Here is a 20,460-nt window from a genome sequence, read left to right on the forward strand (position 1 = left end):
GACTCAGAGCTTCTGGAACACGGCGGGAGCGACCTGGCGGACGGCGAGCGAGGTGCCGATCATCGACTCGGAATGGCCGAGGACGATGTAGCCCCCTGGCCGCAGATGGCCGACGAGGCGGGCGACCACTGCATCCTGGTCGGCCTTCTCGAAATAGATCAGCACGTTGCGGAGGAAGATGACGTCGACGTCGCGATCGAACGGATAGGTCTGGTCCATCAGGTTGAGATGGGCGAAGCGGACGAGGCGCCGCAGCTCGGGGACGATGCGGACCTCGCGGCGGGCACCGGGGCGGCGGGCATGCATAACGTAGCGCGCCTGCAGCTCGGGTGGCACCGGGGCGATCATTTCGGCGGAATAGACGGCGCGGCGGCCCTGGGCCAGCACGGCGGTGGAGATGTCGGTGCCGAGAATGGCGAAGCGGAAATCGCTGCGCTCGGCGGCGAGTTCGTCGAGCACCATGGCGAGGGTGTAGGCCTCGGCGCCGGTGGAGCTGGCGGCGCTCCAGACCTTGAGCAGCGGGTTGCGCTCGCGCGCCTTGAGCAGCGAGGGCACCATCTCAGCGACGAGGAAATCGAAATGCTCGGCCTCGCGGAAGAAGTCGGTCTTGTTGGTGGTGACGGCGTTGATCAGGTGGGTGAGTTCGCGCTCGAGCCCGCCCTGCTTGAACAGCATGTCGCAATAGGCGGCGAAATCGGCCTGGCCGAGGGCGCGCATGCGCTTGCGCAGCCGACCTTCGACCATCAGCCGCTTGCCGGGCGGCAGCTTGATGCCGGCCTCGCCCTCGATGAGCTTGGCGATGCGGGAGAAATCGAGGGCGGAGAGGTGGTCTTCGCCGTCGTCGCTGGGGGCGGGTTTGAGGGCGAGGCTAGGCATGGGAGTGCTCCGCGGCGACGGAGGGGCCGGTGTCAGCTGACCCCCACCCGTGTCCCCTCCCCCTAAGAATGGGGAGGGAGACCCTCATAAGGAGGCCGGTGGCGAACGTCTCCCTCCCCCTGTTCGGGGGGAGGGGGCAGGGGTGGGGATCAGCGCGCGCCGGCGTCGCAGTCAGGTTGCACATCACGCCGCTTCCGCCACGCTGCCGAGGAGGCGATCGAGGTCCAATACCGTAACGAAGCTGCCGTTGCGGCGGCCGATGCCGGCCACCGAGTGGTCGCGCCAATTGCCGGAGATGGACGGGGGCGGATCGAGCTGGTCGGCGTCGAGCACGGTGACCTCGAAGACCCGGTCGGTGCGGAGGCCGACGGTCATGGTGCCGGCGCCCGCATCGACGTTGAGCACGACGATGCGGGTGTTCTCGGTGTCGTCGGCTTCGGGCAGGCCGAGGGTGAGGCGCAGGTCGAGCACCGGGATGCCCTGGCCGCGCACATCGGTCATGCCGAGCAGGTTCGGCGGGGCCTGCGGCAGGCGCGCCACCGGCCGCATCTCGAGGATCTCCTGCACCTTTTCGACCGGGGCGGCGAACAGCTCGCCGTTGACGCCGAGGGTCACGTATTGCGCACGTTCGGCCATCTCCGCTCTCCTCAGGCCGCGCCGCGACGGGTGAACTCGCCGTCGAGTTCGTCGCCGGCGTCATCGATATCGAGATCGAAGCCACCATTGCCGCCAGCACGGGCGGCCGGGCGCAAGCGCGGGGCCATGTGCGGAGACTTGGCCATGATCTCGCTGCGGAGCGCGGTGGTGCGCTTGGCCGCCGGCTTCTTCGGCGCCTCGACGGCGGCGTCGCGGCCGGTCTCGATGCGGAAGTAGCTGATGGCATTCTGCAGCTGCTCGGCCTGGCTCGCGAGTTCCTCGGAGGTGGCCGACATTTCTTCGGCCGCCGAGGTGTTCTGCTGGGTGACCTTGTCGAGCTGCTGGATGGCGGTGTTGATCTGGGCGGCGCCGGCGTTCTGCTCGCGGGCGCCGGCTGTGATCTCTTCCACCAGTTCGGCGGTGCGCTGGATGTCGGGCACCAGGCGGGTCAGCATTTCGCCGGCCGACTGGGCGGTCTTCACCGTGGTGTCGGACAGGGTGGAGATCTCGGCGGCGGCAGCCTGGCTGCGTTCGGCGAGTTTTCTGACCTCGGACGCGACCACGGCGAAGCCGCGGCCGTGTTCGCCGGCCCGGGCGGCTTCGACGGCGGCGTTGAGCGCCAGCAGGTCTGTCTGGCGGGCGATCTCCTGCACCACCATGATCTTCTGGGCGATGGTCTGCATGGCGGTGACGGCATTGTTGACCGCCTCGCCGGAGGCGATGGCATCGGCGGCCGACTGGCGGGCGATCTTTTCGGTCTGGAGCGCGTTGTCGGCGGACTGCTTGATGGTGGCGGCCATTTCTTCCATCGAGGCGGATGCCTCCTCGGTGGAGGAGGCCTGCTCGGTGGCGCCCTGGCTCAGCTGCTCGGCGGTGGCCGAGAGCTCCTGCGAACCGGCCGAGACGTTGTTGGCCGAGGTGATGGCTTCGGCGATGACGTCGCGGAGCTTTTCGACCATGCGCTGCAGGGCGAGGCCAAGCGTGTCACGGTCGGAGAGCGGCTTGGGCTCGACGGTGAGATCGCCATCGGCGATGCGGTCGGCGATGGCAGCGGTGACCCGAAGGTTGCCGGTCATCACGTTGACGGTATCAACCAGATCCTTGATCTCGTCATTGGACCTGATCTCGATGTCCTGGTTGAGATCGCCGATGGCGACGGCGCTCACCACTTGCTTGATCTTGCCGAGGCCGCGGCTGATGCCGAGGATGATCACTGCCGCGGCGGTGATGGCGATCAGGGTGGAGCCGACGAGGAGCGCGGTCAGCAGCAGCGAGGAGGAGCCGTAGAGGTTCTCGGCGCCGGTGATGGCCTCGTCGAGCTGGGAGTTGTTGAGGGCAACGATCGAGTCGAGCGCGTCGACCGACTGGGCGCGCACTTCGGCGGCCTTGCCGGCGGCGAGCGCAAATGCCTCGGCGTCCTGGTTCAGCAGGGCCAGGCGGCGGACCTCGGCGTGCTGCACGAGATAGGCGTCGTAGGCGGCGGTGAAGGTCTCGACCAGCGGCTTGCCCTTTTCGCTCGACAGCTCATGCAGCGCGGCGGCGTCGGTCTTCACCGCGGCGATGCGGGTGTCCATCGAGGCGATCAGCTCGTTGAGGCGGGCAAGGTCCTGCGCAAGGATCAGGTTCTTCTCATCGCGGGCCACGGTGAGGGTCGAGACCTCGAGCCCCGAGGCGAGCTGGATGCGCTTGACGTTGCCTTCCATGGCGGCGCTGAACGAGGCGTTGAGCTGGCCCAGGTTCATCAGCGCGATGCCCATGCTGACGGCGCTGAGGACGATAACGGCGGCGAAAGCTGCGATCAGCTTGGCCTTGATGGTAATTCTCATGGCGTGGCCCCCTTAGCCCACGGACACGCATTCTGCGGTCCCTGCCCAAAATAATGCAGTCAGTACTCGGCGTTCTGCGGATAGAACCGGGGCGGCTGAGGCTGCCCCGGCAGTGGAGTCGTGGACGTCAGGCGGCGCCGCGGCGGGTGAACTCGCTATCGAGGTCGTCGCCCATGTCGTCGAGTTCGAGATCGAAGCCGCCACCGGATGCGGCGCGCGATGGCGCCTTCTTCCGTGCCAGGTGCGGAGCCTTCTGCAGGATCTCATCCTGCAGCTGGGCGGCGCGCCGGGTACGCTGCGGGGCGCGATCGTTGGCGGGCGCCGCGACGCGGGCCGGCTGCTGACCCTGATCGATGCGGAAGTAGCTGATGGCGCTCTGCAGCTGTTCGGCCTGGCTCGCCAGCTCCTCGGAGGTGGCCGACATTTCTTCGGCTGCCGAAGTGTTCTGCTGGGTCACCTTGTCGAGCTGCTGGATGGCGGTGTTGATCTGCGCGGCGCCGGCATTCTGCTCGCGCGAGCCGGCGGAGATTTCTTCTACCAGTTCGGCGGTGCGACGGATGTCGGGGACGAGCTTCGACAGCATGTCACCAGCGGAGCGGGCGGCCTTGACCGTGTCGGTCGAGAGGGTGGAGATCTCGGCGGCGGCAGCCTGGCTGCGTTCGGCGAGTTTCCGCACTTCGGACGCCACCACCGCGAAGCCGCGGCCATGTTCGCCGGCACGAGCGGCTTCGACGGCGGCGTTGAGCGCCAGCAGGTCGGTCTGGCGGGCGATCTCCTGCACGACCATGATCTTTTCGGCGATGGTCTGCATGGCGGTCACCGCATTGCCGACGGCTTCGCCGGAGGCATTGGCATCGGCCGCCGACTGGCGGGCGATCTTTTCGGTCTGCGATGCGTTGTCGGCCGACTGCTTGATGGTCGAAGCCATCTCTTCCATCGAGGCAGATGCCTCTTCGGTGGAGGAGGCCTGCTCTGTGGCGCCCTGGCTCAGCTGCTCGGCGGTGGCCGAGAGTTCCTGGCTGCCGGAGGCGACGTTGCGGGCGGCGGCGGTGACTTCCGACACCACTTCGCGGAGCTTCTGCGTCATCAGGTTGAGCGCGTCGATGACATCCTTGATCTCGTCGTTCGACTTGACCTTGGCCACAGCGCCGAGATCGCCGGAGGCGACGGCATTGGCGAGTCCGAGGGCGGCGGCGAGCGACTTCGAGATCGAGACGACGATCCACAGTGCGGCGAGGACGGCGACGACAATCGAGCCGATGAGCAGGCCGATCAGTAGCGTCATGGCGCTGTCGTAAAGCTGCTTGGCCTCATCGTCGGCGGCGTTCAGCAGCTCCTTGAGGCGATCGATCATGCCGGTGAGCACTTTGTTGACGTCGCGGCGGAGTACCGCGGCGGCATCGGCCGTCTGCTGCGCGTTGTAATCGCCGCGCTGGATCGAGATGCCGACGGCCTTGTCCATGGCAACGACGAGTGCGGCGTAGGCGTCGCTCGCGGCACTGAGCAGCGGCGCTTCGGTGGCCGGAACGATGCGCTGCAGTGTCGGAAACAGTTCGGCGAGGCTTTCGAGGCCGGCCTTGTAATCGGCGTACCACTCGTCCTGCTTGGCTGGCAGGGACGAGGCGAGCAGCACGTTGCGCTGCTGGCGGAAAGAATCGGTGATGGTCATGAAGGCTTCGGAGGCGGCCTTGAACGCCGGGAAGGCGCTGAGATCGCCGGCCGAAACGCGCGACGAGAGCGCGTTGACGAGGGCGCCCATGGTCTCCTCGACGGTACCCAGGGCGCTGCTGCCATCGGTGGTGGTGACTGCCAGAGCGGCGGTATCGGTGTTCAGCTTGGCGAGGTCCGTGGCCTTGGTCGTTTCGGCCCGATAGGCGAGCATCTTGGCCGCGAAATCCGGCAGCATGGCGCGGACCTGCTCGTCCTTGACGTTGCCATCGAGCTTGGTGAAGAGGCTGTCCATCTCACCGAACTCGCCGGTGATCTTCGTGGCATAGTCCTCGATCACTACCGGATCATCGGTGATGATCATGGCGCGGATGCGCGAGCCCAGGCTTTCGAGATGCGTCTGCATCTCCTGCATGGTGAGCGTGTTGGCGACGCGGACGTTGACGATGGTGTTCAGCGACTGGTTGAGCTTGTCGAGGTTCTGTAGCGCGATGCCCATGCTGACGCCGGACATGACCACGACGGCGCCGAAGACGGCGGCCAGTTTTGCCTTGATGGTAAGCCTCATGATGCGGCCCTTTCTTCTGACGCTGCAGGCGAGCCGCTTCTGCGACCCTCAAGTTCGAAAATGCGGTGGATGTCGGGGATGATGATGAAATCGCCCCGGCGCTTGCCGATGCCGCGCACGTAGTCGGGCCGCCAGCGCATGCCGACACGCGGCGCCTCCTCGATGGCGGCAGGTTCGATGTCGGTGACGTCGTAGACCTTGTCGGCAAGGATGCCGACAATGCTCGGCTCGCCGTCGATCTCGGTCTCGATGACGACGATGCGGGTGTCCTGGTCGGGTGCGGCGCTGCGCATGCCGAAGGCCACCTTGAGGTTGGTGAGCGGCACGACACGACCGCGCACATTGATGAGTCCGGCGGCGAAGGCCGAGGCGTTGGGCACCTCGGTGACCGGCACCAGATCGAGGATCTCGCGCACGCTCTGGGCTTCGATGGCGAAGAGCTCGTCATCAAGCCGAAGGGTCAGCGCACGCATCGGTTGGGTGAACGCGGTCATGCGGCGGCCCTCCCCTCGGCGCTTCTGAAGCGCTCCTCGTGGGCCTGGCCGTAGGAGACCAGCCGCGAGGTATCGAGGATCAGCGCCACAGTGCCGTCACCCAGGATGGTGGCGCCCGAGAAGGTCTCGAGGTCGGTGTGGAGCTTACTGAGCTGCTTGATGACGGTCTGGTTGTTGCCGATGATCTGATCGACCACGAGACCTGCCCTGCCCTCGCCCGAGGAGATTATCACCACCTTCTGGTGGGTTTCCGGCTCGCCCGGGGTGTTGAACATGTCGCGGAGGCGGAGGAACGGCACCAGGCTGCCGCGGATATCGAGGAAGTTGCGGCCGCGCGACTGGGTGCCAGCGGTGAGCGGCAGCTCGACGCACTCTTCGACCGCCGAGAGCGGGATCGAGTAGCGGCCATTGCCGACGCGGACCAGCATGCCCTCGATGATGGCGAGGGTAAGCGGCAGACGAAGCGTGGCGGTCGTGCCCTCACCCGGCCTGGTGGAAAGCTCGATCTTGCCGCGGAGGCCATCGATGGTGCGCTTGACCACATCCATGCCAACGCCGCGGCCAGAGAGCGAGGTGACTTCCTTCGCGGTCGAGAAGCCGGGGGCGAAGATCAGCTGGAACAGGTCGTGGTCGGCGATCCGGGCTTCCGGCGTCAGCAGCCCCTGCTCTTCCGCCTTGGCGCGGATGCGGGCGGCGTTGAGGCCGGCGCCATCGTCGGTGACCGAGATCGCGACCTCGGCGCCGGCATAGACGGCCGAGAGGCGGACGGTGCCCTTGATCGGCTTGCCAGCCTTGATGCGCTGCTCGGCGGTTTCGAGCCCGTGGTCGACGGAGTTGCGGATGAGGTGGACCAGCGGATCGGCGAGCCGCTCGATCATGGTCTTGTCGAGCTCAGTGTCCTCGCCGGTGGTGATGAACTCGATCTCCTTGTCGAGATCGCGGGAGAGGTCGTGCACGAGGCGGCGGAAGCGCGAGAACAGCGAACCGATCGGCACCATGCGGATGCCCATGGTGGTATCTCGCAGGCCGGAGCTGAGGCGCTCCAGTTCCTCGGCGATGGTCTTCAAGTTGCCGTCGGAACTCTGGGCGGCCATCTGCGAAAGGCGGGCCTGGGCGATCACCAACTCACCGACGCGATCCATCAGTTCGTCGAGCCGTTCGGCCGGGACGCGGAGCGAGGTGGAGCCGCGTTCGACGGTTTCGGATTTCTGTTCCTTTGGCTCCCGGGCGGCGCGAACCGGGAGCGCCTCGGCAACCGGCTCGTCGGGTTCCGCGACGGGGTCGTCCTCGGCGAGGATCGCCAGCACCGGCGAAGGCGCCACTTCAGCGGCGGCAGCGAGCGGCTCGATCGACAGTTCCATCCCGTCCTTCAGGAACAGGAAGACGTCGTCGAGCGCTTCGGTGGGGTCGGGGTGGGTGAGATCGACCTGCCAGGCGAGGTGGCAGGCTTCGGGGTCGAGGGCGTCGAGGATCGGCACGCTGTCGAGCAGCGCCGTCACTTCGCACGGGCCGAGGTCGGCGATCTCGCCGAGCAGCAGCAGCGGGTTGGTGCCGTGGAGCAGCGCGTCTTCGGGCAGCTTGAAGCGGATGCGCCAGCGGCCGGTCGGTTCGGGGGCGACATTGGCGGCGACGGTCGCGCTCTTCGCCATGGGCGCCGCGGGGAAGCGGTCGGGCTCGACGATGTCGCGCAACGCGGCGAGGATGGCCTCTCCGGCGTCGGTCGCGGCGTCCGGTGTCTCGATCAGGTGGTGGACATGGTCCTTGGCGTCGAGCGCCACACCGACCAGATCCGGGGTGATCGGCGACAGACCCTTGCGGACCCGGTCGAAGGCGGTTTCGAACTCGTGGACGAATGCCGCGACGTCGGTGAAGCCGAACATCGCGCCACTGCCCTTGATGGTGTGGAGCGCCCGGAAGACGGAGTTGACCAGGTCGGCGTCGGCGGGGTTCTGCTCGAGATCGAGCAGGCCCTGCTCCAGCTGCTCGAGCAGCTCGCGGGCTTCCTGACGGAAGGTTTCGGTCGGATCGGAACTCATGCGCCGGTCACCTTCTTGATGACGGCCAGCAGTTGGTCCTGCTTGAAGGGCTTCACGATCCAGCCGGTGGCGCCGGACTCGCGGGCCTGGCGCTTCAGTTCCTCGTCGGACTCTGTGGTGAGGAGGATCACCGGGATGCCCTTGCCGGCGGGGTGCTGGCGGAACTTCTTGAGGAATTCCAGCCCGTTCATGACAGGCATGTTGAGATCGGTGATGACGGCGTGGACGGTCTCGGTGGTGGCCTTGTTGTAGCCCTCGAGCCCGTTGCCGGCCTCGAGCACGGTGAGGCCGGCGCTTTTCAGCGTCATGGCGACCATCTGCCGGATGGAGGCGGAATCGTCGATGGTGAGGATAGTCTTGCTCATGCCGCCTCGCGGGTGGTGATGGTCCAGGACAGGGTGGGCACCAGCGGCCGGCCGGCCTCGGTGAAGAAGCCAGCGCGGACCAGGGCGCTCGCCATCGGCGTCGCGGCTTCGGCAGCGAGGCTGAGGCTGCGGCCGGAGGCGGCGGCGGTCTTGGCGGCGGCAACCAGCAGCTGCAGCGTGCCGGCGTCGACGCTCTCGACGTCACTAGTGTCGATGACGATCGACTCGTGCTCAGCCAGCGCCTTGGCGAGGCGCTGGTGCAGCTCGGAAATGTTGCGCAAGGAAAGGTCGCCGCTCAAATGGAGCGGGTGCGGAGGTGGTCGCGACATGGGTTCTTCTGGCCCCGGATGAGTATGCTTCTGCGATACGAAACGTCTTGCGGTAGGCGCAAAGCGACAGCCTGCGGCGAAGCGACGTGTTCTGTCGCACCGGCCGAAAACAGTCCCCGCGTCCACGGAATTGCTGTTTGCCCCTGATGACAACGATGATCGGCGGTATGTGTTAAGTCTCAATTACCGCTAAGCAGTATTTGGTAGAATTATGCAGATGAAGTAATCGCAAGTATTATTGCAGCTGATATGAATCCTACACATCACGCCGCATCGGCTGCGGGAATCGTTGCGTGACTCCGGGCGAGTCGTCGAATGCTTGCCGGGAGTCACCGCGAGCACCATTCGGGCGACCAATACTGCGGATACTGCCGTCGCGAGATCACGGCGCAGACGAGCGCGCGGCATAGTGCCGGGCCTCGTCCAGCGAGTGTCGTGGCGGCGTGATGACGAGGACTTTGCGGAACAGGAAACCGGTTTCACCCGGCGAGGCGGACGTTCTCTGGGACGGCCGACATCAGCGCGACGATTTCGGGCCAGCGGAGTTCGAAGGCGGCCACACAGGCCGGGTCGAAATGGGTGCCGGAGAGCGAGACGATCTCGCGGCGGGCCTCCTCGATGGGCCAGGCGCGCTTGTAGGGACGCTCGGAACAGAGGGCGTCGAAAACGTCGGCGATGGCGACGACGCGGGCTTCGACCGGGATATCGGTGCCGGAAAGGCGATCCGGGTAGCCGGCACCGTCCCAGCGCTCGTGGTGGCTCTGGGCGATCAGTTCGGCGGTGCGGATGACTTCGGAGGAGCCATGCTCGAGGATGCGCGCGCCGATCGAGACATGGGTGCGCATGATCTTGAGCTCGTCCGGCGTGAGCTTGCCGGGCTTCGAAAGGATGGCGTCGGCGATGCCGATCTTGCCGATGTCGTGCAGCGGCGCCGCGAGATAGATGACCCGGCAGCGCTCGGGGCTGAGCCCGATGGCGGCGGCGATCAGCGAAGAGACCTGGGCGACGCGCGAGACATGCTCGCCGGTGTCGCCGTCGCGGTATTCGATGGCGCGTGCGAGGCGCCAGATGATCTCTTCCTCACGCTCGACCAGGTGGCGAGTGGCGCTTTCGACTTCGCGGGCGAGCCAGGCGGCGCGGTCAGCGAGCTCGATCTGCGACTGGCGCAGCGCGAGGAGATTGCGCACGCGGGCCTGCAACTCGGTGGAATCGAACGGCTTGTTGACGAAATCGGTGGCGCCGGCGGCGATGGCGCGGACGCGCAAGGCCGGGGCGTTGTCGGAGGTGACCATGACGATGGGCACCAGCCGATAGGCTTCCTGGGCGCGGAGGCGGCGGGTGAGCTCGACGCCATCCATTTCGGGCATGACGTGGTCGACAAGGACGAGATCGAACTGGGTGGTGGCGGCGAGCGCCAAGGCCTTGGAGGGCAGCAGGCAGGAGGCGATCTCGATGCCTTCGAGCGCACCGATCACATGGCCGAGGAAGGCCAGGCTCGATCGCGAGTCATCGATAATTAGCACACGCACCGGCTGAGCCCCTACAAGCCGCTGTTGACCGCTGCAGCTAAGCAGGGGCGAGTTAACAATATCAAAAACTGCGTTGTTGCCTGAGGACGACGTTACGGGTGGTTACTGATTTGTATTTGTATAATTTAAGGTCAGCCTCAATCAGGTCTGTGGAACGGCAGTTGACCAGGCGGTCAAAAGCTAGCGGGCAGTCCAGCCGCCATCGATCAACAGGGTCTGGCCAGTAATCAGGCTGGCGGCGGGGGACGCGAGGAAGGCGACGGCGCCGGAGACCTCCTTGGGCTGGCCGACGCGGTGCAGCGCGGCGATGCGCTCGACCACGTCGTCGCGGAAGCCGGGGCGGCCGAGGGCTTCGGCGGTGCCGTCGGTTTCGATGAAGGTGGGGGCGACGGCGTTGACGGTGATCCGGTGCTTGCCCCACTCGACCGCCATGCACTTGGTCATGTGGGCAACCGCGGCCTTCGACAGGCAGTAGATGCCCTCGCCGGGGAGCGCGATGAAGCCGGCCTGCGAGCTCATGTTGACGATGGCGCCGCCCCTGCCGCGGGCGATCATGTGGCGGGCGACGCGTTGGGCGATGAAGAAGCTCGCCTTGACGTTGAGATTGATGGTGAGGTCGAACTCGTCCTCGGTGAAATCCTCGATCGGCCCCTCGGTGCCGCCGCCGACATTGTTGACGAGGATATCGAGGTGGCCGAGCGCGGCGATGGCGGCATCGACTGCGGTGTAGGCCTGGGGCAGGTCCATCACATCCATCTGCAGCGGCACGGCGCGGCGGCCCAGCGCTTCGATCTCGGCTTTCACCTCGCCCCCAGAAGCGATGTCGCGGAGGCCCAGCGCGATGTCCGCGCCGGCATTGGCGAGGGCCAGCGCGATGGCGCGGCCGAGGCCACGGGCGGCGCCGGTGACGAGCGCAGTCTTGCCGGTGAGGTCGTAGCTGGGCAGGTCGGTCATGTGGTTCCCCCTCGTTCGTGCGATGACACAGATAGTGGCATGCACCGCGCCGGTGCGGCAGGTAAAACCGCCTCGACGCATCCGGCGACGCTCGCTAGAAAGCTCGCACCGCTGCAACGTTGCAGCGCAACGAGGATCGCATTCGCCCGGGCCAGTTCCCCGGGGGCGACCAAGAGGGAGCTGAAGCATGCCGGCCACGACCACCCAACCCTGGCGCAACCGTCCGTATCACCGGCGGTGGCTGCTGGAGCAGGCGGATGCGCTGTTCGGGTTCTTCCAGAACCGCGCCTTCAACCCCAAGGGCGGCTTCTTCGAGCTCGATCCGACCGGCAAGCCGGCCAACCCGGACAATCCGGTGCGCGGCATCCACTCGACGGCGCGCATGGTGCACTGCTTCGCCATCGGCAGCCTGTTGGGACGACCGGGCTCGGACCTGATCGTCGACCACGGCATGAAGTTCCTGTGGGAGCGGCATCGCGACAGCAAGGCCGGCGGCTATTTCTGGACTGTGGACGACAACGGGCCGCGCGATGGGCGGAAGCAGGGCTACGGCCACGCCTTCGTGCTGCTCGCCTCATCGAGCGCCAAGCTGGTGGGACATCCGCTGGCCGACAAGATGCTGGCGGATGTGACCGAGATCCTCGAGACCAAGTTCTGGGAAGAGCAGCACGGCGCTATTGCCGAGGAGTTCAACGCCGACTGGTCGGTGATCGCGCCGTATCACGGGCAGAACTCCAACATGCACCTCACCGAGGCGCTGATGGCGGCGTTCGAGGCGACCGGCGAGCGCAGCTATCTCGACAAGGCCGAGCGCATCGCCGACCTGATCATCCGGCGCAAGGCGGGCGAGAACGGGTTCCGCGTGGCCGAGCATTTCGACGGCAACTGGGTGGTGGACAAGAGCTATCTCGGCGACCAGATGTTCCGGCCGCCCGGCACCACGCCGGGGCACTGGCTCGAGTGGTCGCGCCTCGTGCTGCAGCTCTGGGCGCTGGGCGGCAAGCAGCACGCCTGGATGCCGGACGCGGCCGAAGCGCTGTTCGCGCAGTCGATCGCGCTGGGCTGGGACAAGGCGAGGGGCGGGTTCTTCTACAACCTCGACTGGAACGACAAGCCCGACATGCGCGACAAGCTGTGGTGGCCGGCCTCCGAAGCGATCGGCGCCGCGGCGTTCCTCTGCGAACACCGGCCGAGCGCCTTCCACGAGGAGTGGTACCGCCACATCTGGGACGTCATCGCCAGCTCGTTCATCGACGAGACCAATGGCGGCTGGCACGAGCAGCTAACGGAGGACCTGAAGCCGAGCTACACGCTGTTCGGCGGCAAGGGCGACATCTACCACGCGCTGCAGGCCTGTTTGATCCCGCTCTATCCGGCGACGGGGAGTTTGACGAAGGGCTTGCTGGCGGAGATTTCATCGCAGTAGCCGCCGTCGCGGAGCCGGGTGGACAAGCGGCCTGCCGACGATAGTGTTCCCCCGGTGGCAAGGGGGGAGCGGCTATGAGTGGGGAGGAAACTGGACCGGCGAGCGAAGCAGCGGGCGGCGGCTTGCGGTCTCGCGCCTATCGTGCGCTGACCGGGGGGCTGTCGGGCGAAGGTCGGCTGTCGCGGACGAACATCGTCCTGATCGTCTTGATCATCGCCTCGATCCTGTTTGCCATTGCCGACAGCGAAGAGACGATCGCGGGACCCTACACGCAGGTATTCGGGGTTATCGAAGCCGGCTTCGGCATTATCTTTCTCGGCGAGTATCTGCTGCGGGTGTGGGCCAGCGCCGAAGATCCGCGCTATGGCGGCGGCATCAGGGGCATGCTGCGGTTTGCGCTCACGCCGGCGGCGATCATCGACCTGCTGGCGCTGTCGCCCCTGTTCTTCGCAGCCATCGGCAGCGAAGCCTATGTCCTGCGACTGCTGCGGCTGTTGCGGATACTTCGGTTGACCAAGATCGGCCGCTATTCCAGCGCCGCCGCCGACATCTGGCAGGCGGTGCGGCTGCGGCGCTACGAGCTCGGCATCAGCCTCGCCGCCGGGCTGTTCCTGATGCTGGTGTCGTCGGCCTGCCTCTATGCACTGGAGGGAGCCGACCAGCCCGAGAAATTCGGCAGCATTCTGCGCGCCATGTGGTGGTCGATTTCGACGCTGACTGTCGGCTACGGCGACGTCTATCCCATCACGGTGGCCGGCAAGGTGTTCGCCAGCATCACCGCGCTGATCGGTATCGGACTGGTCGCGGTGCCTACGGGCATCATCGCAGCAGCCTTCGGCGAGGTGCTGAGCTCACGGGCGAAAGACGATGATGCGGGTGCACCCGCCACCGTCGATCGCGCTGCGTTCGACCAGGCGATCGAAGCGCAGGTGGCCCGCGCGGAGGAGCAGGGGCGGCCGCATGTCGAGATCAATGCCGGAGAGCTGCATCGCCAGCTCGGTGGGTATCCGGGGACGTTGCACCGAATGCCGGTCGCCTGCGCCGCACTGCGGGCGGCCATGAAGGAAGGCGACATAGTGACCTTCGAGCCACCGAAGGGAAACGGCGCCGCCTTCACAGTGCGCTATGAATTGAGGCGCTGAGCTCACGCGGGTGCCCTCCCGCGGGGTGAGGCCGCTGCCGGTTTAGGGGCGGCCGACGAAACCATGTGCAGGTCGGTGCGTTCTCTCAGCGAACCCCGCATCACCGATCTGAGGTCAGGCCATGAAAATCGCCCAGGTTGCCCCGCTATTCGAGAGCGTTCCGCCGAAGCTCTACGGGGGCACCGAGCGCGTCGCGTCCTATCTCACCGAGGAACTGGTGCAGCGCGGGCACGAGGTGACGCTGTTCGCTAGCGGCGACTCGGTGACCTCGGCGGAGCTGGTGGCGTGTTCGCGGGCCGCTTTGCGGCTCGATCCCAGTATCGAGAACCCCCTGCCCTATCACATTGCCATGCTCGACCGGGTGATGCAGCGGGCGGACGAGTTCGACATCGTGCACTTTCATACCGAGCTGATGCACTACCCGATGATCCGGGCGTTCCAGGGGCGCACCCTGACCACCCAGCATGGGCGGATGGATCACCGGGATCTCGAGCCGTTCTACAGGCACTTTTCCGATGCGCCGCTGGCCGCCATCTCGCGCGACCAGCGCGAGGCGCTGCCCCAGGGCAACTGGGCGGGCACGGTCTATAACGGCCTGCCGCGCGACATGCTGCAGTTCGGGGACGGCGAAGAGGGGTACCTGGCCTTCCTTGGGCGCATCTCGCCGGAAAAAGGGCCAGATACCGCGATCGAGATCGCGACCCGGGCCGGCCTGCCGTTGAGGATTGCAGCCAAGATCGACGCCGTCGACAAGCCCTATTGGGACCAGGTGATCGAGCCGCTGGTTCGGAGCCATCCCAATGTCGAATATGTCGGCGAAGTCACCGAGCGGCAGAAGTCCGCGTTCCTGAGGAAGGCGCTGGGCGTGCTGTTCCCGATCACCTGGCGCGAGCCGTTTGGCCTCGTGATGATCGAAGCCATGGCCTGCGGCACACCGGTGATCGCGTTCCGCAAGGGCGCAGTTCCCGAAGTGATCGACGAGGGTGTGTCGGGTTTCGTCGTGCGCACGGCCGCCGAGGCGCTCGCCGCCATACCGCGACTGGCGGAGCTGGACCGCAAGGCCGTCCGCGCGGCGTTCGACCGGCGATTCACCGCCGGGCACATGGCGGATGGCTACCTGGAGATCTACGAGGAACTGCTGGCCGCCGAGGAGCATGGCGCGCCGGCACCGCGTCGTAGCGACCCGGACCTCAGGATCGTCACCTCGCACTAGGAGGCACGGCATGGAGCAGGCAGCTCCCGAGAGCGCGCCGGAAGGCGGCGCGGGCATCATCCCCGCTTCGGTATCCCTGCCGGAACGCCGCACCCGCACGCTCAAGCACGACGACAGCTTTGCCGTGTTCGACCACAATGGCGACGCGCTGGCGGGGCCGGGGCGGCCGGAGGGCATCTTCCATCACGATACGCGATACCTGTCGCAGCTCTACCTGACCATCGGCGGGCAGCGCCCGTTGCTGCTGAGCTCGAGCATGCGGGCCGACAACGCCATGCTAACCTGCGACCTGACCAATCCCGACTTCTTCGACGCGCCGGGCAAGGTAGGGTTACAGCACGATCTCATCCATATCCGGCGTTCGCGCTTCCTGTGGCAGGGGAGTTGCTTTGAGCGGCTGGCGGTTCGCAACTTCGACCAGACGCCGCATCGGGTGTCGCTGTCGGTGTGGTTTGCCGCCGACTTCGCCGACCTGTTCGAGGTGCGCGGCAGCCACCGCCCGCAGCGCGGTACGCTGAACCCGCCGACCGTCAAGGACGCAGCGGTTCATCTCTCCTACACCGGGCTCGATGCCGAACGGCGCGAGACGGTGCTGCGGTTCGATCCGCAACCGACGCGGCTCATGGCCAACCAGGCGGTGTTCGAGATCGATCTGGAGGCCGCCGAAACGTTCGCCGTGTTCATCGAGGTGCGCTGCGGCTCCGACGACGATCGGCCGACCGGCCGCATGGGGTTTTTGCGGGCGCTGCGCGACTCGCGCCGGGCGCTGCGGCTGGGCACCTCGCGCGCCGTCGAGATCGAGAGTTCGAACGACGTGTTCGACGAGACGACAAGCCGTGCCGTCGCCGATCTCTACATGCTCGTGACGTCGACCAGCGACGGCCCCTATCCGTATGCCGGCATTCCCTGGTTCAGCACGGTGTTTGGCCGCGATGCGCTGATCACCGCGATGGAGATGCTGTGGATCGATCCGGCGCTCGCGCTCGGCGTGCTGCGGCACCTGGCGGCGCTGCAGGCCCGCGAAACGGACCCGCTCAGCGAGGCGCAGCCGGGCAAGATCCTGCATGAAGCGCGTGGTGGCGAGATGGCCATACTGGGCGAGGTGCCGTTCCGCCGGTATTACGGCAGCGTCGACTCGACGCCGCTCTTCGTGGTGCTGGCCGGCGCCTATCTCGAGCGCACCGGCGATCTGGAAGCCATCCGTTCCCTGTGGCCCCATATCGAGGCGGCGCTCGGCTGGATCGATCAGTACGGCGATCTCGATGGCGATGGTTTCGTCGAGTATGGCGGCGGGCGACCGGGCGGGCTGGCCAACCAGGGCTGGAAGGATAGCCACGACTCGGTGTTCCACGCAGATGGCAAGCTGGCCGGCGGGCCGATCGCGCTCGTAGAGGTGCAGGCCTATGTCTATGGCGCGCAACTCGCGGCGAGCCAGATGGCGCGGCGGCTGGGCCGGGACGAATTGTCGGTCGACCTGCGGCATCGGGCGGAGGGGCTGCGCGAGCGGTTCGATGCGGCCTTCTTCGATGCCGAACTCGGCACCTACGTGCTGGCGCTCGATGGCGAGAAGCGCCCGTGCCGGGTGAAGAGCTCCAATGCCGGGCACGCGCTCTATACCGGCATCGCCTATCCCGAACGGGCGGCTCCGGTGGTTGCGACGCTAATGGCGCCTACGTCCTACAGCGGGTGGGGCGTTCGGACGCTGGCCTCGACCGAGGCGCGCTACAATCCGATGAGCTACCATAACGGCTCCGTGTGGCCGCACGACAATGCGATGATCGCTGCCGGCTTCGCGCGGTATGGCTTCCGGCGCCATGCCGCTCGCATCTTCGAGGGGCTGTTCGCCGCGTCGTCGCAGACCGACCTGCGCCGGCTGCCGGAGCTGTTCTGCGGCTTTCCGCGGAAGAGCGGGCAGAGCCCTACTTCGTACCCCGTCGCCTGCTCGCCGCAAGCCTGGGCCGCCGCGACGCCGTTCTCGCTGCTGCGGTCCTGCCTGGGGCTGGTGTTCGACCCGGCCAATGCCGAGATCACCTTCGATCACGCGGTGCTACCGGGCTTTCTCGACGAACTGGTGCTGCGCAAGCTCAGGGTCGGCGCGGGGCAGCTCGACGTGGCCATCCGCCGCGCCGGGGCAGAGACCGCGATCAATGTGATGGAGCGGCGCGGGCCTGCGCGCATCTTGATCCGAGGCTAGCAGCGGGGAAGGCTTTGCCACCGGTGGCGGCAAAGCCTGTTGGCGTCAGTGCAGCTCGGTGCTGCGGGGCGCCGGCTCCTCGAGCAGGTCGTCGTAGACCTGGGCGGCGCTTTCCTTACCCTTCTCGTAGAGCTCGGCGGCACGCGCCTTGCCTTCCTCGTAGATGCCGGAGGCAGCTTCGGCTGCGGCCCGGCGGGCGTCATCTGCGGCCTTGCCGACGAGGCGATCCTCTTCGGCGGTGTGCGGCAACGCTGCGCCGACCGCCGCACCGGCGGCGAAGGCGAGTGCGCCGGCGATTAGCGGCTGGTTCTGGAACGTGTCGACCACCATCCGGCTGGCCCGATCCATCTGATGCTGAGCCGCGCCACCGAGCACCTGCGCCTGGTGGCCAACTTCGCCCATGGCGGCGCCGACGCCGTGCCGCATGTCGTGCCAGCGGTGCGATGCCCAGCCGGCGGCCTCGTCGAAACGGTTGCCCGCTTCATCCTGGAAGTCCCGCACGCGATGGCCGGCGTCGTCGATGAAGCCGCCGAACTTGCGTCCGGCACCATCGACGAATGCGCCGAGCCGATGGCCGAGTTCATTGGACTCCGCCTTGTAGCGCCTGCCGCTTATGTCCTCGAACTCGCTGTACCACTTGCCAGCCTGATCTTCCTGGTGGCTGATCCGCCGCATGCCACCCGATACGGTGGCGTAGGGGTACTCGGGCTCATCCTGTGGCCGGACCTTCGGCGTGTCGCGGTTGCCCAGGCTGGGTCCCTGCCCCGACATCAGCCAGATCAGGCTAATACCCAGCAGCGCTGCTGGCAGCGGGTTGTTGGTGATCGTGGCGCCTAGATTGGAGACCAGCTGCTGGCCGCCGCCCTTGGTGTAGGCCAATGCCTCGTCCACCAGCTGCCCAGGGGTCAGGCGCTGCCGGATCTCGCCGATGCGGTCTTCGACCCGGCGACGCTGCTCTTCGACCTCGCGTTCCAGCTGGGCCGAGTCTTTGTCAAAGCTGCTCATCAGAAACTCTCCTTTACGACCTCAGCGTCGCGCGCCAGCGAGTGGGTCGTGCGCTTGAGGTTGAGCCGCGAAGCCTTCCAGGCGTCGAGGCTGCGGGAAATGAAGGACCACGCGATGCCGCCCACGACGAGCGCCACCACCAGTGAGGCAACGAAGCCGGCGGCGTCATCGGACATGCCGAAGGCGACCAGCACCCATGAGAACCCGGTGACCAGCGCGGCGAGAAACACACCCACCGCACCGATGGCCAGGACTGCTCCGACGGCGAAGCCCTTGGACGCGTCCAAGGCGACGTCCAGCTTCTCACCAGCCTCGCTTTTCGCGAGCTCGATCTCCTTGCGGAACAGACCCGAGACGTCGTTGGCCAGCGAACCGAAGAGATCCGTCAAGGACCGGTGTTGCTCATATTCCGTCATCTGGACCTCCCATCACCTGCCCGTCACCGGCGTTCGGCGTAGCGGCCGGCGCGTAGGAGGGCCGCGGAACGGGGGACAGGCGATTGTCCGATGCGTCGCGCCGCGAGGCGCTGGCGCGGACAAAGCGGCTCGCTGCAAAGCCTAGCAACGCCGCTGCGCCGATGAAGGCGGCCGGTTGCTTCCGGCCGAAATCCTGCACCATGGCGAGGATGTCGTCGACATCGTGGTCGCGCACCGTGGAGGTGAGCCGCTGGGCGCCATCGGCGATCATGCGGACGTAGTGCGCGCTGCTGTCGTCCTGGCTCTCCAGTTCGCCGGCGACCTTGTCGAAGGCCCGGGAAACGCCATCGAGCTGGCCGGCCAGCAGCTGCTTCTGCTCGCTCGCCATGCCCTTGGTCTTTGCGGCGACTTCATCGAACTGGGCCTTTGCCTCCTCGCCGAGCAAGGCGGCCTGCTCCTTCACCTCCTCGCCGAGGTCGGCAAGGTCCTTCTGCGCGGTCTGCGCCAGATCCGCGGTATCGTCGCGCACGCGTTCGGGCATCGAGCCCGGTAGTCCTGAACTCGAGGGATAGTCTGGGGTGCTCATCGCACTGCTCCTGTTTGGGATCAGATGCGGCTCGCTGACGGACGCTTCGCCTAAGCCGATGCAAGACCAATGAGCAGGAAGCGCCGAAGTTCCGGAGGTTTGCGCGAAAACGCGCAGAGAGTGGTCGGGAGCCCAGGTTGCGCGGCAAAGCTGCGGAACCGGGGTTTCCTCCCGGGAGTTAACCTGCAACTGCCCGATCCCAGGAGAGTGCGATGACCATCTATCGTCTGGTGCCCGCGGCCGCCCCCGACGATCCGGGTTGGGACCGCGCCCTGAACCAGGGCGAGGTCGTGGTTCTGGCCCATTCCTCTGGCGAGGCCCGCGCGATTGCTGCGCTCGAGGAGGCCAGCCAACTGGTCGGCCGCGTGCCGCTGTCGATCACTCAGGTCATCGCCAGCGCCTTCCGCGACGAGAAGCTCTATTCCGTGCACGAGACGTCCGGCACGGGTTTCGAGGACACCGGGCCGGCTCGGGTGCTGCGCGGTGAATTCAGCTTTCCCGACAACTTCGTCGTCCACGTCGATTGAGCAGAACATCACGAAACAAGCTGGCCTGAGGCGCGGAACTCGAACGGTCACTTCGCTGGAGGGGAAATGTCGGATTCCGTCGCCTATTTCGGCTTCACCGGGTTGATCGAGCCGAGCGGTGTCGGGCGCATCGCGGCCGCCTTGAACTCGGCCGCCAATGCCGAGGTGGGGACCGTTCACCTCGCCTTCTCGTCCAACGGTGGCTATGTCGCGGATGGCATCTACCTGTTCAACCACATCCGGGCGCTGCCGCTGCACCTGGTGGTCTACAATACCGGGAGCGTCAGTTCGATCGCGGTGTCGGTGTTCCTCGCGGCAAGCGAGCGATACTGCTCGAGCCACGCGATGTTCATGATCCACCCGACGACGATGGGGGGCGCCGAGATGACCGCGCGCCGGCTGCAATCAACGCTGGATGCGGCACTGGCGGACGATGATCGCACGGACAATATCCTGCGTCAGCGCTCCACCATCCCCGAGGAGGTGCTCGCCGCGCGACGCCACAGCGAGATCCATATCTCGCCCGCGCAGGCTCTCGAGTTCGGGCTGGTCCAGGCGGTGCGCGAGTTTACGCTGCCAGGCGGGCAGCAGATCGTTCAGATCTAAGGGGGTCGCACTCATTGTCTACACTCGTGCGGCCGGTGGTTTCCCACCGGCCGGGCTGGTCGTT

General features: G+C 66.6%; 19 protein-coding genes. 6 read left to right on the forward strand and 13 right to left on the reverse strand.

Translation table 11 applies throughout. From position 1 onward, the window contains the following. Nucleotides 1-3: 3 nt before the first annotated feature. The 10 genes from AC1DYL_RS06910 to AC1DYL_RS06955 form a co-directional block, all read right to left on the reverse strand. Nucleotides 4-876 carry a CheR family methyltransferase gene (locus AC1DYL_RS06910; protein WP_477172546.1) on the reverse strand — a complete coding sequence of 291 codons (873 nt, stop codon included), beginning with the start codon at nucleotides 874-876 and terminating at the stop codon, nucleotides 4-6. A 183-nt stretch (nucleotides 877-1,059) separates the two neighbouring features. Beyond that, nucleotides 1,060-1,512, reverse strand: a complete 453-nt coding sequence (locus AC1DYL_RS06915) for a chemotaxis protein CheW (protein ID WP_477150940.1) — start codon at nucleotides 1,510-1,512, stop codon at nucleotides 1,060-1,062. 11 nt (nucleotides 1,513-1,523) lie between these two features. After that, on the reverse strand, nucleotides 1,524-3,338 hold the full coding sequence (locus AC1DYL_RS06920; protein ID WP_477172547.1) for a methyl-accepting chemotaxis protein: 1,815 nt from the start codon (nucleotides 3,336-3,338) through the stop codon (nucleotides 1,524-1,526). A gap of 127 nt (nucleotides 3,339-3,465) precedes the next feature. Next, a complete protein-coding gene (locus AC1DYL_RS06925; RefSeq protein WP_477172548.1) occupies nucleotides 3,466-5,574 on the reverse strand; it encodes a HAMP domain-containing methyl-accepting chemotaxis protein in 2,109 nt (702 codons plus the stop codon). After that, nucleotides 5,571-6,068: a chemotaxis protein CheW gene (locus AC1DYL_RS06930; protein WP_477172549.1), complete on the reverse strand. Its 498-nt coding sequence runs from the start codon at nucleotides 6,066-6,068 to the stop codon at nucleotides 5,571-5,573. The genes AC1DYL_RS06925 and AC1DYL_RS06930 overlap by 4 nt, the downstream gene beginning before the upstream one ends. Further along, nucleotides 6,065-8,104 carry a chemotaxis protein CheA gene (locus AC1DYL_RS06935; RefSeq protein ID WP_477172550.1) on the reverse strand — a complete coding sequence of 680 codons (2,040 nt, stop codon included), beginning with the start codon at nucleotides 8,102-8,104 and terminating at the stop codon, nucleotides 6,065-6,067. Before AC1DYL_RS06935 ends, AC1DYL_RS06930 begins: the two co-directional genes overlap by 4 nt. Continuing rightward, complete coding sequence (locus tag AC1DYL_RS06940; protein WP_477150935.1) at nucleotides 8,101-8,469, reverse strand: response regulator; 369 nt, start codon at nucleotides 8,467-8,469, stop codon at nucleotides 8,101-8,103. Before AC1DYL_RS06940 ends, AC1DYL_RS06935 begins: the two co-directional genes overlap by 4 nt. Next, a complete protein-coding gene (locus tag AC1DYL_RS06945; RefSeq protein WP_477172551.1) occupies nucleotides 8,466-8,798 on the reverse strand; it encodes an STAS domain-containing protein in 333 nt (110 codons plus the stop codon). The genes AC1DYL_RS06940 and AC1DYL_RS06945 overlap by 4 nt, the downstream gene beginning before the upstream one ends. Nucleotides 8,799-9,277: 479 nt before the next feature. Continuing rightward, a complete protein-coding gene (locus AC1DYL_RS06950) occupies nucleotides 9,278-10,327 on the reverse strand; it encodes an HD domain-containing phosphohydrolase (RefSeq protein WP_477172552.1) in 1,050 nt (349 codons plus the stop codon). Between the two features lie 180 nt (nucleotides 10,328-10,507). Further along, complete coding sequence (locus AC1DYL_RS06955; protein WP_477172553.1) at nucleotides 10,508-11,281, reverse strand: SDR family NAD(P)-dependent oxidoreductase; 774 nt, start codon at nucleotides 11,279-11,281, stop codon at nucleotides 10,508-10,510. 187 nt (nucleotides 11,282-11,468) lie between these two features. Here AC1DYL_RS06955 and AC1DYL_RS06960 point away from each other — a divergent pair, with 187 nt between their 5' ends. From AC1DYL_RS06960 to AC1DYL_RS06975, 4 genes are all read left to right on the forward strand, one after another. Further along, nucleotides 11,469-12,707 (forward strand): AGE family epimerase/isomerase, encoded by a 1,239-nt coding sequence (locus AC1DYL_RS06960; RefSeq protein ID WP_477172554.1) that lies wholly within the window; start codon nucleotides 11,469-11,471, stop codon nucleotides 12,705-12,707. A gap of 74 nt (nucleotides 12,708-12,781) precedes the next feature. Beyond that, nucleotides 12,782-13,849 carry an ion transporter gene (locus tag AC1DYL_RS06965; RefSeq protein WP_477172555.1) on the forward strand — a complete coding sequence of 356 codons (1,068 nt, stop codon included), beginning with the start codon at nucleotides 12,782-12,784 and terminating at the stop codon, nucleotides 13,847-13,849. A 121-nt stretch (nucleotides 13,850-13,970) separates the two neighbouring features. After that, entirely contained in the window at nucleotides 13,971-15,062 is a 1,092-nt protein-coding gene (locus AC1DYL_RS06970; RefSeq protein ID WP_477172556.1) for a glycosyltransferase family 4 protein, read from the forward strand. 10 nt (nucleotides 15,063-15,072) lie between these two features. Continuing rightward, nucleotides 15,073-17,256 carry an amylo-alpha-1,6-glucosidase gene (locus AC1DYL_RS06975; RefSeq protein ID WP_477172557.1) on the forward strand — a complete coding sequence of 728 codons (2,184 nt, stop codon included), beginning with the start codon at nucleotides 15,073-15,075 and terminating at the stop codon, nucleotides 17,254-17,256. Between the two features lie 45 nt (nucleotides 17,257-17,301). Here AC1DYL_RS06975 and AC1DYL_RS06980 read toward each other — a convergent pair whose 3' ends face one another. Genes AC1DYL_RS06980 through AC1DYL_RS06990 form a run of 3 tightly spaced genes read right to left on the reverse strand, consistent with a single transcriptional unit; the run spans nucleotide 17,302 to nucleotide 19,263 of the window. Continuing rightward, nucleotides 17,302-18,261, reverse strand: coding sequence for a DUF3618 domain-containing protein (locus tag AC1DYL_RS06980; RefSeq protein ID WP_477172558.1), 960 nt, complete (start codon nucleotides 18,259-18,261; stop codon nucleotides 17,302-17,304). Then, the gene (locus AC1DYL_RS06985; RefSeq protein ID WP_477172559.1) at nucleotides 18,261-18,677 is read right to left on the reverse strand and encodes a phage holin family protein; all 417 of its coding nucleotides are present in this window, start codon (nucleotides 18,675-18,677) and stop codon (nucleotides 18,261-18,263) included. Before AC1DYL_RS06985 ends, AC1DYL_RS06980 begins: the two co-directional genes overlap by 1 nt. Next, complete coding sequence (locus AC1DYL_RS06990; RefSeq protein ID WP_477150926.1) at nucleotides 18,664-19,263, reverse strand: hypothetical protein; 600 nt, start codon at nucleotides 19,261-19,263, stop codon at nucleotides 18,664-18,666. Before AC1DYL_RS06990 ends, AC1DYL_RS06985 begins: the two co-directional genes overlap by 14 nt. 212 nt (nucleotides 19,264-19,475) lie before the next feature. On the opposite strand from AC1DYL_RS06990, the gene AC1DYL_RS06995 reads away from it, so the two are divergent. Beyond that, the gene (locus AC1DYL_RS06995; protein WP_477150925.1) at nucleotides 19,476-19,790 is read left to right on the forward strand and encodes a hypothetical protein; all 315 of its coding nucleotides are present in this window, start codon (nucleotides 19,476-19,478) and stop codon (nucleotides 19,788-19,790) included. A gap of 66 nt (nucleotides 19,791-19,856) precedes the next feature. Continuing rightward, nucleotides 19,857-20,396, forward strand: coding sequence for an ATP-dependent Clp protease proteolytic subunit (locus tag AC1DYL_RS07000; RefSeq protein ID WP_477172560.1), 540 nt, complete (start codon nucleotides 19,857-19,859; stop codon nucleotides 20,394-20,396). The last annotated feature ends 64 nt before the right edge of the window (nucleotides 20,397-20,460 follow it).

This window comes from Devosia sp. P1_H9 (assembly GCF_056405135.1).

Coding starts and splice junctions, on each gene's coding strand:
- AC1DYL_RS06960 (WP_477172554.1), top strand. CDS start 11,469: ATGCCGGCCACGACCACCCAACCCTGGCGCAACCGTCCGTATCACCGG.
- AC1DYL_RS06925 (WP_477172548.1), bottom strand. CDS start 5,574: ATGAGGCTTACCATCAAGGCAAAACTGGCCGCCGTCTTCGGCGCCGTC.
- AC1DYL_RS07000 (WP_477172560.1), top strand. CDS start 19,857: ATGTCGGATTCCGTCGCCTATTTCGGCTTCACCGGGTTGATCGAGCCG.
- AC1DYL_RS06965 (WP_477172555.1), top strand. CDS start 12,782: ATGAGTGGGGAGGAAACTGGACCGGCGAGCGAAGCAGCGGGCGGCGGC.
- AC1DYL_RS06995 (WP_477150925.1), top strand. CDS start 19,476: ATGACCATCTATCGTCTGGTGCCCGCGGCCGCCCCCGACGATCCGGGT.
- AC1DYL_RS06910 (WP_477172546.1), bottom strand. CDS start 876: ATGCCTAGCCTCGCCCTCAAACCCGCCCCCAGCGACGACGGCGAAGAC.
- AC1DYL_RS06945 (WP_477172551.1), bottom strand. CDS start 8,798: ATGTCGCGACCACCTCCGCACCCGCTCCATTTGAGCGGCGACCTTTCC.
- AC1DYL_RS06985 (WP_477172559.1), bottom strand. CDS start 18,677: ATGACGGAATATGAGCAACACCGGTCCTTGACGGATCTCTTCGGTTCG.
- AC1DYL_RS06940 (WP_477150935.1), bottom strand. CDS start 8,469: ATGAGCAAGACTATCCTCACCATCGACGATTCCGCCTCCATCCGGCAG.
- AC1DYL_RS06955 (WP_477172553.1), bottom strand. CDS start 11,281: ATGACCGACCTGCCCAGCTACGACCTCACCGGCAAGACTGCGCTCGTC.
- AC1DYL_RS06975 (WP_477172557.1), top strand. CDS start 15,073: ATGGAGCAGGCAGCTCCCGAGAGCGCGCCGGAAGGCGGCGCGGGCATC.
- AC1DYL_RS06980 (WP_477172558.1), bottom strand. CDS start 18,261: ATGAGCAGCTTTGACAAAGACTCGGCCCAGCTGGAACGCGAGGTCGAA.
- AC1DYL_RS06970 (WP_477172556.1), top strand. CDS start 13,971: ATGAAAATCGCCCAGGTTGCCCCGCTATTCGAGAGCGTTCCGCCGAAG.
- AC1DYL_RS06990 (WP_477150926.1), bottom strand. CDS start 19,263: ATGAGCACCCCAGACTATCCCTCGAGTTCAGGACTACCGGGCTCGATG.
- AC1DYL_RS06915 (WP_477150940.1), bottom strand. CDS start 1,512: ATGGCCGAACGTGCGCAATACGTGACCCTCGGCGTCAACGGCGAGCTG.
- AC1DYL_RS06935 (WP_477172550.1), bottom strand. CDS start 8,104: ATGAGTTCCGATCCGACCGAAACCTTCCGTCAGGAAGCCCGCGAGCTG.
- AC1DYL_RS06920 (WP_477172547.1), bottom strand. CDS start 3,338: ATGAGAATTACCATCAAGGCCAAGCTGATCGCAGCTTTCGCCGCCGTT.
- AC1DYL_RS06930 (WP_477172549.1), bottom strand. CDS start 6,068: ATGACCGCGTTCACCCAACCGATGCGTGCGCTGACCCTTCGGCTTGAT.